This window comes from Pseudomonas sp. O39, assembly GCF_045447295.1.
Lineage (GTDB): Bacteria > Pseudomonadota > Gammaproteobacteria > Pseudomonadales > Pseudomonadaceae > Aquipseudomonas > Aquipseudomonas antarctica_A.
In genome coordinates this window covers 96,749-108,159 of the sequence record NZ_JBJGXV010000009.1, presented here as the reverse complement: position 1 = coordinate 108,159, position 11,411 = coordinate 96,749, and the positions used below count along the sequence as shown (strand labels likewise).

10 protein-coding genes and 2 pseudogenes are annotated in these 11,411 nt (G+C 60.5%); 2 read left to right on the top strand and 10 right to left on the bottom strand.

The annotated features are described in order from the left end of the window. Positions 1-18: 18 nt before the first annotated feature. From glgA to ACI77D_RS14685, 9 genes and pseudogenes are all read right to left on the bottom strand, one after another. Positions 19-1,575 (bottom strand): glycogen synthase GlgA, encoded by a 1,557-nt coding sequence (gene glgA, locus ACI77D_RS14725; RefSeq protein WP_407016870.1) that lies wholly within the window; start codon positions 1,573-1,575, stop codon positions 19-21. 434 nt (positions 1,576-2,009) lie between these two features. Continuing rightward, on the bottom strand, positions 2,010-2,963 hold the full coding sequence (locus ACI77D_RS14720; RefSeq protein ID WP_407016869.1) for a D-2-hydroxyacid dehydrogenase family protein: 954 nt from the start codon (positions 2,961-2,963) through the stop codon (positions 2,010-2,012). 26 nt (positions 2,964-2,989) lie between these two features. After that, the gene (locus ACI77D_RS14715) at positions 2,990-4,003 is read right to left on the bottom strand and encodes an alpha/beta fold hydrolase (RefSeq protein ID WP_407016868.1); all 1,014 of its coding nucleotides are present in this window, start codon (positions 4,001-4,003) and stop codon (positions 2,990-2,992) included. A gap of 124 nt (positions 4,004-4,127) precedes the next feature. Continuing rightward, a complete protein-coding gene (locus ACI77D_RS14710; protein ID WP_407016867.1) occupies positions 4,128-4,568 on the bottom strand; it encodes a YqaA family protein in 441 nt (146 codons plus the stop codon). 3 nt (positions 4,569-4,571) lie between these two features. Next, on the bottom strand, positions 4,572-5,018 hold the full coding sequence (locus ACI77D_RS14705) for a DUF411 domain-containing protein (RefSeq protein ID WP_128591594.1): 447 nt from the start codon (positions 5,016-5,018) through the stop codon (positions 4,572-4,574). An 80-nt stretch (positions 5,019-5,098) separates the two neighbouring features. After that, positions 5,099-5,557, bottom strand: coding sequence for an SRPBCC family protein (locus tag ACI77D_RS14700; RefSeq protein ID WP_407016866.1), 459 nt, complete (start codon positions 5,555-5,557; stop codon positions 5,099-5,101). A gap of 94 nt (positions 5,558-5,651) precedes the next feature. Beyond that, positions 5,652-6,170 (bottom strand): annotated as a pseudogene (locus ACI77D_RS14695) (methyl-accepting chemotaxis protein); the annotation flags it as partial. Between the two features lie 342 nt (positions 6,171-6,512). Beyond that, positions 6,513-7,646, bottom strand: a pseudogene (locus ACI77D_RS14690) (cache and HAMP domain-containing protein); the annotation flags it as partial. Between the two features lie 144 nt (positions 7,647-7,790). Beyond that, complete coding sequence (locus ACI77D_RS14685) at positions 7,791-8,786, bottom strand: aldo/keto reductase (protein WP_407016865.1); 996 nt, start codon at positions 8,784-8,786, stop codon at positions 7,791-7,793. Between the two features lie 117 nt (positions 8,787-8,903). Between ACI77D_RS14685 and ACI77D_RS14680 the strand changes: the two genes are divergently transcribed. Beyond that, complete coding sequence (locus ACI77D_RS14680) at positions 8,904-9,812, top strand: LysR family transcriptional regulator (RefSeq protein ID WP_407016864.1); 909 nt, start codon at positions 8,904-8,906, stop codon at positions 9,810-9,812. Here ACI77D_RS14680 and ACI77D_RS14675 read toward each other — a convergent pair. Beyond that, positions 9,809-10,714, bottom strand: a complete 906-nt coding sequence (locus ACI77D_RS14675; protein WP_064452596.1) for an AraC family transcriptional regulator — start codon at positions 10,712-10,714, stop codon at positions 9,809-9,811. The genes ACI77D_RS14680 and ACI77D_RS14675 overlap by 4 nt on opposite strands. Positions 10,715-10,816: 102 nt before the next feature. Between ACI77D_RS14675 and ACI77D_RS14670 the strand changes: the two genes are divergently transcribed. Beyond that, positions 10,817-11,377 (top strand): carboxymuconolactone decarboxylase family protein, encoded by a 561-nt coding sequence (locus tag ACI77D_RS14670; RefSeq protein ID WP_407016863.1) that lies wholly within the window; start codon positions 10,817-10,819, stop codon positions 11,375-11,377. Positions 11,378-11,411 lie beyond the last annotated feature (34 nt).

Below are 11,411 nucleotides of genomic sequence, written 5' to 3'. Positions count from 1 at the left end.
TATGAAGCCCTCCCTTGATTATTTAGCCGATTTCCCCAGCGCCTTGGCGACAAGCTGTTCGTACAGTTCGGCGTAGGGTTCTACCGCCTGGCACCAGTTGAAAGGTTGAGTCATGGCGCGGCAGCGCATGGCATTGAGCAGGCCTTTGTTGGCAAATACCCTGAACGTGCGGCTCAACGCTTCTTCGTAGCTCTGTGCGGTGGATTCATTGAACAGGAACCCGGTGACGCCATTTTCAATGGTGTCCGCCAGGCCGCCGGTATTGCGCGCCACCGGCAACGAGCCGAAGCGTTGCGCGTACATCTGGCTCAGGCCGCACGGTTCATAGCGCGAAGGCATCAGCAGGAAGTCGCTGCCGGCAAACATGCGCCGCGCATCGGTTTCGTTAAAGCCGATGCGTACGCCGATTTGGCCGGGGAAGCGCAAGGCCAGTTCACGCATGGCTTGCTCTTCTTCCGGCTCGCCGCGGCCGATAATCGCGATTTGGCCACCGTTTTCGACGATATAACTGCTGACCGCCTCGGTAAGGTCCAGGCCTTTTTGATACACCAGGCGCGAGACCACAGCGAACAGTGGACCGGTGGAGTCGGCCAGCCCGAACAACTCACGCACGTGGGCGGCGTTAATGCCTTTGCCGTCCCAGTCACCGATATTGAAGTTGTGGGTCAGGTGCGTGTCGGTAGAGGTTTCCCAGCTTTCATCGATACCATTGGGAATTCCGCTGAGCAGACCTTGCTGGGTTTTGCTGGCCAGGAAACCATCGAGGCCGCAGCCGAATTCCGGGGTGGTGATTTCCTGGGCGTAGGTCGCGCTCACGGTGGTGATATGGCTGGAGTACGCCATGCCCGCCTTGAGGAATGACATTTTGCCGTAGAACTCCATGCCTTCCTGTTGCAGGGCATGCGGCGGGATACCCAGCTCAGGCGTGGAGGCCAGGCTGACCACACCTTGATAGGCGAGGTTATGAATGGTGAACAGGGTGGGCGTACGCGACCCGCGCCAGTGCATATAGGCAGGCGCCAGCCCGGCAGGCCAGTCGTGGGCATGCACCAGGTCAGGGCACCAGTGGATCTGTGCCAGGTTGGCGGCGATGTCGGCGGCGGCCAGTCCCAGGCGGGCGAAGCGAATATGGTTGTCCGGCCAGTCACGGCCGTTATTGGCGCCGTACGGCGTACCTTCACGCTCATAGAGCTCAGGGCAAATCAAAACGTAGATGACCAGACCGTCCTTGAGGTCCATGCGCCCGATCTTGCAGGGCGGCAATGCAGCGTGACCGCCCAGCTCGCCAATGATATGGATCGGGTTGTCGCTTTCCATCACCTGCGGATAGCCCGGAATCAACACCCGCACATCATGCAGGTGGGCCATGGCGCGGGGCAGGGCGGCAGACACGTCGCCCAGGCCGCCGGTTTTCACCAGGTCGGCGAATTCCGAGGTCACAAACAGGACTTTCTTGCGATTAGGGTTCTGACTCACGATCGGCCGCACAGTGTTGGGCAGGTCGGCCAACGTAGTCGGTCCCCCTGCCGGCTGACTAAAACGCTCTCCCTGAGTATCTACAGCGGCACTGATCATAGTTCTCTCCCACATATTTGGTTGGCTAATGGCCCGCTGCCATCGGCTCCGATTGGCCACATCCTGCGGCCAGGCGCACAAGCACTGTACAAACTGGCAAGGCGTATGCCAGTTGCACTCATTGCTAAAAAAGATTGGATGGACGGGCATTTGGTGTGAGCCGCGTGCACTCGCCTCCCTTAAAAACTGGACCTATGGCAGAGTTGGAAAGTTTCGATTTTTTGCGGGGTTTTTGTTTTGGAACGGACCCATCGGTCATGAGTCTAGGCGAGATCCCAGAGCCTGTACGGTTTATGTGGGAATTTTGTAGGACAAAAAAGTTGTAACGATATGCAAGGTTTGAAACGCGCGCTGATTGAGGGGATCAGCGCGGTGGTTGTAGCGAGGGAGCAAGTCCGCTCTCCACAGGAGTGCGTATGCCCTCGATTGGTGCGTCAGCCAAGCACGCGAATGGGCGCGGCTTTTGCCCACGCCTGAATATCCTCGATCATCTGCTGATAGAACTGCCGATAATTCTGCTCGCTGACATAACCGACATGAGGGGTCGCCAAGACATTCGGCAAACGGCGGAACGGATGATCAGCCGGTAGCGGCTCTTCGCCATATACGTCCAGGGCAGCCCCCGCCAATCGACCCGCTTGCAGCGCCTGCACCAGGGCCTGCTCATCCACAATCGGCCCGCGCGCCGTATTGACCAGGCGCGCACTCGGTTTCATCCAGCTCAATGCCTGGGCATCCACCATGCCGCGACTGCGATCGCTGAGTACGAGGTGTACCGTCAGGATATCCGCCTGCTCAAACAGTTCACGCTTGCTGACCCAGGTGACGCCTGACTCGGCAGCACGTTCAGGGGTGAGGTTTTCACTCCAGGCAATCACCCGCATGCCGAACACCTGGGCAAACTGCGCGACCTTCTGGCCAATGCTGCCCAGCCCGAGCACGCCCAGGGTTTTGCCATACAGATCACCACCCAGGCCAACCTGCCATCCCCCCTCCCGCAGCGAGTTGGCTTCAGCCAGCAGGTTGCGGTTAGAGGCCATGATCAATGCCCAGGTCAGTTCCGGCGCCGCCTGCTTATAGCTGTCGGTGCCGCAGACCTGGATGCCCAGCGCCTTGGCGGCAGGGATGTCGATGGCGGCATTGCGCATGCCGCCGGTCACCAGCAGTTTCAGATTGGGCAAACCTTGCAGCAGGGCTTTATCGAAGGTGGAGCGCTCGCGCATAACGCAAATAACCTCGAACCCCTTCAAACGCTCGACCATCGTGGCGGTATCCGCCGGGTAGTCGTGAAGAAAATGCACTTCGCCGACTGATGCAAGAACCGACCAATCCACTACGCCACTGGCCACATTTTGCCAATCATCAATGACTGCGATCTGTACCGACATTCACGAGTGCCTCGAAAAAGGTTGGATTAAAGGGCGTTAAAGCCCTGTAACAGCGCTTGGTGAAACCGAGCCGGTTCTTCCATCGGTGGTGCATGCCCCAGGCCCGGGAATTCAACCAGGGTGGCATGGGGGATCAGCTTGGCCACTTGTTTGCCCAGCACGTCGTAGTGACCGAGCTTGGCCTTGACCGCAGGCGGTGCGATATCGCTGCCGATGGCGGTGGTGTCGGCCGTGCCGATCAGCAGCAGGGTGGGCATCTGCAAGTCCTTGAACTCGTAGTACACCGGCTGGGTGAAGATCATGTCGTAAATCAACGCCGAGTTCCAGGCGACCTGGGTATGCCCCGGCCCCTTATTCAAGCCGGCGAGCATGTCGACCCAGCGCTCGTATTCAGGCTTCCAGCGCCCGACGTAATAGGTGTTGAGTTCATAGTGGCGGATGCCGTCGGCGCTGAGTTTCAGTTCGCGCTCATACCATTGGTCGACGCTGCGGTAGGGCACGCCCAGGGCTTTCCAATCTTCCAGGCCGATGGGGTTCACAAGCCCCAGTTGCTCGGTTTGCGCCGGATAGAGCAGCGCGTAACGGGTGGCGAGCATGCCGCCCGTGGAGTGGCCGACGAGGGTGGCCTTTTGAATGCCGAGGTGTTCAAGCAGTTGGTGGGTGTTGATCGCCAATTGCTGGAAACTGTATTGGTAGTGATCCGGCTTGCTGGAGGTGCAAAAGCCGATCTGGTCCGGCGCAATCACGCGATACCCGTCGGCGCTGAGGGCTTTTATCGACTCATCCCACGTGGCGCCACAGAAGTTCTTGCCGTGCATCAACACCACAGTGCGCCCGTTGGCCTTGCCCTTGGCGGGCACGTCCATATACCCCATCTGCAAGGTTTTACCTTGGGACTGGAAGTTGAAATGTTCGACCGGGTAGGGGTATTGGAAGCCTTGCAGCTCAGGCCCGTAGGCAGGGCTTTCGGTGGCTGCGAGAGCGGGAAGGGCGCTGCCCAGCAGCAGGCCGGCAGCGCACAGTGAACGGATCAACGTCATGGGGTCAGGCTCCGAAGGCGACAGTGTCCGGATGCTGTGGCGAGGGGATTAAGCGAGGATTAACGGAGCGCGGCGAGATAGGCCGGCGCTGCGGTAGCGATCAGTCGAAGGCTTTCAACCCTGGTTATGCGGTTGCCAGGTGGTTCACCGTCAGCAGGGCCAGTACGCAGTATCGGGCGCATTTTGCAACGGTGACCAGCAGCAGGAATCGCCAGAACGGCTCGCGCATGACCCCGGCCACCAAGGTCAGCGGGTCGCCGATAATGGGCACCCAACTGAGCAACAACGACCAGTGCCCCCAGCGCTGATAGTGCGCGCGGGCCTTCTCCAGGTGCCGTGGGCTGACCGGAAACCAGCGCCGTGCCTGGAAGCGCTCAACCGAGCGCCCCAGCCACCAATTGACCACCGAGCCGAGTACATTGCCGACGGTGGCGATGCAGAGCAGCCCCCACAGGCTGTAATGCCCGCTGATCAACAGGCCCACCAGCACCGCCTCCGATTGCATCGGCAACAGCGTGGCAGCCCCGAAGGCGGCGAAAAACAGCCCCAGGTAACCGGCGAGCATCAATCAACGGGCCGGGTAGTCGGCCACCACCACGTCTTTACCTTCCCGGGTCAGGCCGATGACCTGGTAGGCATCGCTCATTCCGTCCATTTCCATACCCGGTGAACCCATGGGCATGCCTGGCGCTGCAATCCCCAGCAAGTCGTCGCGCTTGCGCAGGGCCAGCACCTGCTCGGCGGGCACGTGGCCTTCGACGAACTTGCCGTCGATCACCGCGGTATGGCACGAACCCAGGCGCGGCGCTACGCCCAGGCGCTGCTTGACGGCGCTCATGTCGGCTTCCACATGGTCATTGACCTTGAACCCGTTGCTTTCGAGGTGGCTGATCCACTTTTTGCAGCAGCCGCAGTTGGCATCGCGATGTACGTCAATGGGAATCAGGTCGGCAGCCTGCGCCAGGGTGGTGGTGAACAGGGCTGAAAGCAGGGCCAGTCGCAAGGTGGTTTTCATGGGATCTCACTGAATGCAGGGCAATAAGCCGGGCATTCTCCCTGCTTTTTCGAGCAGGACGCGGTGGTAATGTTTCAAAATTATACGGAGGTGGTGTTTTCCAACCGATGTTTGAGCTGGTCCAGCGCAATGGCTGACAGAGCGATCATGCGCTCATGCAAGGTGGCAAGCTGCAGCTCGGTCTCGTAGGTCAATACGCGCTTGAACAGGGTGCCGCCGCGATAGGCCTGCAAGAAATAGTGAATGGTGCCGTCGACGGCCAGGGAGGTGAAGACGGTTTTGAATTCACTGGGGCGGCAGGCTACCTGCACGCGATAACTCAAGGGCACGCGCACGCCCAGCAAGTCGATGATTTCGGTAAAGCGCGCGCCGACCGCAAGTGAACCGGTGGTCCCGGTGTCGGCGCTGAGAGAAGTGGGGTGCCACTCGTGCCAGCGATCAGGCTGGGTCACATAGTCGTAAACGATCTCGGGAGGCGCCTGAATAAAGCGTTCCTGACTGATTTGCTCCAAGCGGACCGAAGGCTCAGCAGCGTGCATGACACACCTCCTGTGTGGCGAGTTTTTGCACCGTATCGGAGTTGTCAGAATAGTCCGACTCCCGCGCTTTGCACGGGAGTACTGAGGCAATTGATCAGCGGACTTTGAAGCGACTCATCAGCGCGATCACCCGGCCATTGGCATTCAACAGGCTTTGCGTATTGGTTTCAGTGGCATGGCCACTTTCCACCAGCTCGTCGACCATATGTCGGATCTGCACCATGCTGCGGTTGATCTCCTCGGTCACCGCGCTTTGCTGCTCGGCGGCCGTGGCGATCTGGGTGCTGAGGTTGTTGATATGGCTGACCGAACCCGCCATCTCGTCAAGCCCGGTGTTCACCCGTGCCGTGGCATCTGCCGCCGATTGGCAGCTGGCCTGGGTGTTTTCCATGGCGGCCACCGACGAACTCACCCCGGTAGTCAGGCGTGCCAGCATCTCATTGATCTGCGAGGTGCTGGACTGGGTACGTGCGGCCAGTGCCCGGACTTCGTCGGCCACCACCGCAAAACCACGGCCTTGCTCACCGGCGCGGGCGGCTTCAATCGCAGCGTTGAGTGCCAACAGGTTGGTCTGGCCGGCAATCGCGCCGATAACGCCAAGGGTTTCGGTGATGCGCGCAGCATCCTGGCGCATATTTTCCACGGTGTGGGTAGCGCTGGCGACTTCGCCGATCAAGGCGCTGACGCTGCTGGACGCTTCGCCCACGACCACGCGGGAGCGGTCGGCATGCTCGTTGGCACGCTGGGTAAACGAGGCGGTTTCGGCCGCGTTTTGCGCGACGGTGTCGGCGGTGGAGCTCATTTCGGTGATGGCGGTGACGGTCTGATCGGTCTCCGAGGCGTGGCGGACCAGGATCTGATTGGTGTGGGCCGAGGTTTTCTGCAACTGCTCAAGGCCCGAAGACATGGCCCCCGTGGCCTGGGTCACCTCACCGATCATGTTCTGCAAGTAGACGATAAAGTGGTTCACCGAGTGGCCGATGGCGCCCAGTTCATCTTCGGCACGAATGGTAATGCGTCGCGTCAGGTCGGCATCGCCGGCAGACAGTGCTTCGATATTGGTTCTCAGCGACTTCATGCGCTGCACCAGTTGGCGGATTGCAAAGAACGCCAGCAGCACCAGCAGGAGCACCATGGGAATTTGCAGCAGGGCCAGGCTGCCGAGCACATCATCACGCTGGGCGGTGATCAGCGCCGTCGGGAGGGCTGTGGCGAGGAACCATGGAGTGCCTTCGATCGCACGCAGATAGAAGGTGCTGGCCACGCCCTGGTTGTCGAACTCAGCGCGTTGCAGCCCCTGGTCGCGATGGGCGAGGGCCTTGCTGACCTGAGCGGCAAACGCCGAGGTGCCGGCCAGTTCGCTGATGTTCTTCAACACCACGGGGCTGCTGATGCGCGAACTGTTGCTGATGATCTTGCCGTCACCCTCGACGATCAGCATCTGCCCACCGATGTCTTTTTCCTTGTTGGCCACCAGGTCATTGAAGAACCCCAGGGTCACGTCGATGGTGGCGACGCCATAGGCTGCGCCGTCACGCTGGATGGCCATGGCGCAATTGGTGCGCGGCTCCTGGCTGGCATCGTCTTTATAGGCGGCTGCCCAGGCGCATTGGCCGCGCGGCGAGGCGAGGCCGCCTTTGTACCAGCTCTGGTCGTAGTAATTGGGCGCAGCGTCGCTGTTCCAGAAGGTATTGACGGCCAGCTTGCCCGAGGCATCGCGGTGCCAGAAGGTGCTGTGCTTGTTGCGCCCGGGCGTACGCTGGTTAGGCAGTGGCCAGATGCCACCTCCGAATACTTTCAGCTCGCCGTACTGGTCCACCAGGCCGGGCAGGACTTTGTCGATGGCATCGCTGTCGAGCAGGGGAATGGTTTGGGTGATGCTGCGTTGCTGGGCCTGGACCTTGTTCAGTTCGCCCTTGATCTGTTCGGCCACCTCCGCGACGCGGTTGAGCACCACCTGCTCTTCCGTTTGCTGCAGCTTGGGTGCCACCAACTGGCCTATACCCACGACAGTCAGTACAAATAGCACCAGGACGAACAGCACTAGGAACAGGGTATAGCGGGTTTGGATAGAGCGAATTGGGGGCATGGGGTCGTCCTTACGAAGCGTTTATTATCGACGCGGCTTTGTTAGAGCTTCATCAGGCTATCGGCTTGGTAAGGCGGAGCTTTAGGTAACATCGTGCAACAAAAATCGGGCGCACCCTGAATCGGTGCGCCCGGGCCACACCGGCTACTGATTCACCAAGCCCATCGAGGCCTCGGTGTAGCGCAAACCGGCCGTGGCGCCGGCGGGGAAGATCGACGCCAGCGCTGCCGCTTCGGCAGGGCTCAGGACGATATCGACGGCCGCTACGTTCTTTTCCAGGTACTTGCGCTGTTTGGTGCCCGGGATCGGGATCAGGTAATCCCCTTGGGTGAGTACCCAGGCCAAAGCCAATTGCCCGGCAGTCACGCCTTTTTCGGCGGCCAGCGCCTGCACTTTATCCACCAGCAGCAGGTTTTTTGCGAAGTTCTCGCCCTGGAACCGTGGGCTGGAGCGGCGGTAGTCGTCGGCAGCGAAGTCCTCCGGGCTTTTCAGGGTGCCGGTGAGAAAGCCGCGCCCCAGCGGGCTGTAAGGCACAAAGGCGATGCCCAGGCGCCGGCACGTCTCCAGGCAACCGTTGTCTTCCTGGTCGCGGCTCCACAACGAGTATTCACTTTGCAAGGCGCTGATCGGGTGCACCTTGTGGGCACGCTCCAGGCTGGCGGCGGAGGCTTCACTCAGGCCCAGGTAACGCACCTTGCCCTGTTTGACCAACTCGGCCATGGCGCCGACGCTTTCTTCGATGGCCACCTCGGGGTCCACGCGGTGCTGGTAGTAAAGGTCCAGGGTGTCCACGCCCAGGCGCTTCAATGTGCCGTCAATCGCTTTGCGGATGTACTCAGGGCGACCATTCACACCGCGTGCCGCCGGGTTTGCCGGGTCCCGCACAAAACCGAATTTGCTCGCCAGGAACACCTGGTCGCGTTTGCCGGCGATGGCTTTGCCGATCAGTTCTTCATTGGTGTAGGGGCCATACATGTCGGCGGTGTCCAGCAAGGTGACGCCCAGTTCGAGGGCGCGGTGCAGGGTCGCAATCGCTTCCCGGGTATCAATGCCGGTGGTGTAGAAATCGGTCATGCCCATGCAGCCGAGGCCGATGGCGGAGACGTGAGGGCCGTTCTTGCCGAGTTGACGTGTGTGCATCGGAGCAGCTCCTTGGAGGGAAAGGCCCATTGTTCTCCTCGACAACTCAGGGATAAAGCCGCTAAAACCGCTATCACTATTATAATTTTCTAAACAATCCCCGGAGTTCACCCCGCTTTGGACCGATTTAATGCCATGCGCGTGTTTACTCGAATCGTCGAGTTGGGCGGTTTCGCCAAAGCCGCCGACAGCCTGCAATTGCCGCGTGCCTCGGTGACGATCGTGATCAAACAACTGGAGGCGCACCTGGGTGTGCAGTTGTTGCAGCGCACCACACGGCAAGTCAGCCCCACACTGGATGGTGCTGCTTACTACCAGCGCTGCGTCAGCCTCCTGGCGGATCTTGAAGAAACCGAAGCAGTGTTCTCCACCCGTGGCAGCCCGCGCGGTACGTTGCGTATCGACATGCCGTCGGGGATCGGGCGATTTCTGGTGATCCCCGCGCTGCCCGAATTCAGCACGCGTTACCCGCAGATCGAGTTGGAGATCGGCCTGAACGACCGTCCGGTCGACCTGATCCGCGAAGGCGTGGACTGTGTGTTGCGCGGCGGCCTGGCCCTTGACGAATCCCTGGTGGCAAGGCCTCTGGCAATGATGGACCAGGTGACCTGTGCCAGCGCCGGCTATCTGCAGCGGTTCGGCGTGCCCGAGTGCCTGGAAGAACTGGCCGGCCATCAAGTCGTCGAATACTTTTCCAGCAGCAGTGGTAAACGCTATGGCCTGGAGTTTCAGGTGGGCGAGGAAATTCGTTTGGTGGACTTGCCCAAGCAGGTCGCCGTCAACAGTGCAGATGGTTATCTGGCGGCGTGCGAAGCGGGTTATGGCCTGGTGCAGACGCCGTTCTATCACGCCAAACTGCAGCTGGAAGCAGGCCGCCTGGTGGAGGTGTTAAGCGCCATCAAACCACCCCGATTGCCACTGACCGCGCTTTACCCGCCGCACCGCCAGCTATCGCCGCGGGTGCGGGTATTGGTCGATTGGCTGGTGGAACTCTGCGCCCGGCCGGGCAATGGTTTGCGCCGCTAGGCTTGGGCCTTGCGATAGGCCCCGGGTTGTTGCCCGGTGACTTTGTGGAACGCCCGGGTGAACGCCGCAACCGACTGGTAACCGACCGCCAGCGCTACCTCCGCCACGGTCTGGTCCTGCTTGAAGAGCTGGCACGCATGGCGCATGCGCATCATCAACAGCACCTGCCCGGGCGACTGGCCACACAGCTCGTTAAACCGTTTGAAAAACGCCGAACGCGACAGCCCGGTACAGGCGGCCATGCTTTCCAGGGTCCAGGCCTCAGCGGGGCGGGCGATAAGCTGTTCCAGCAAGTGGGCAAATGCCGGCTGCCGTCCCAATGCCGCCAGGCCGCCGAGCTCGTTGTTGTCGATCACTTGCTGGCGCAGCACATAGAGAAACAACAAGTGGCAAAGACGCTCGAGCAAGGCCGAGGAGGGCGCGGGCATGCGCTGGCATTCTTGCAGGATCAGTTCGAACAGGTTGCGTGCGGCGGTTAACGATGGGTCGCCGGCCCGCAAGATGATCCAGGCGGGCAGGGTGTCGACGATCATCGCCGACAGGCCGGAATGGAAGTGGAAGAAACCGCAGACCAGGCCCACGCCATCGCTGGCCTCGTTATCCAGCGGCAGCATGGCACGGCGTGGACATTCCTGTGCGCCCTGCGCCGTCGCTTCGCCGGACAGCCGATACTCAAGGTCGCGCAGCAGAAACACCGCGTCGCCATTGTTCAAGTGTTGGGGGGTGGATTCTGCGTCGATATGCAGCCAGCACTGGCCTTGCACAATCAAGTGGAAACTCGCGCTGGCCAGGCCATGAGTGCTCGCATGCCAGTCGCCGCAATAGCGCCCGACATGGAACAGACTGGTGTTGAGTTCGAGGCTGTCTAATAACCAATCGACGAGAGCACTGGACGAATTCATCTAACGTAAAGACTCAAGAGCAAGTAATCGCTACTTTAGCCTATTGAGGGGATTTTTTATAACCAACAGACTGGAGACATGAACCCACCAGGAGACCACTCCATGTCCCGTGTACCGTTGCTGACCCCTGAAACCGCACCTGGAGCGGCCAAGCCGTTCCTCGAAAATGCCCTCAAGGGCTCGGGTTTCATTCCCAATCTGCTCGCCGTGCTGGCCAATGCGCCGGCCGCCCTGGAAACCTACATCACTGTCTCCGGCCTCAACGCCAAATCTGAACTGAGCCTGGCCGACCGCGAAGTCGTGCAGCTGATTGCCGCCACCACCCACGGCTGCGATTTCTGCGTCGCCGGTCACACGGCCGTTGCACGCAACAAGGCCAAGCTGCCGGAAGACGTTATTGATGCCTTGCGCCAGCGGGGTGAATTGCCCAATGCCCGTTATGAGACACTCGCCGCGTTCACCCGTGAAGTGATCGCCACCCGGGGCGACGTCAGCGACGCCGGTTTCGAGGCATTCCGTGCCGCCGGTTATTCCGATGGCCAGGCGCTGGAAGTTATTTTGGGCGTGAGCCTGGCAACGTTGTGCAACTTCGCTAACGTGTTTGCCCGTACCCCGTTGAACCCGGAGTTGGCGCAATACCGTTGGGAAAAACCGGCAAGCTGAATGGGCGATCGCCCACCTGCAGTAACAAGGAGAA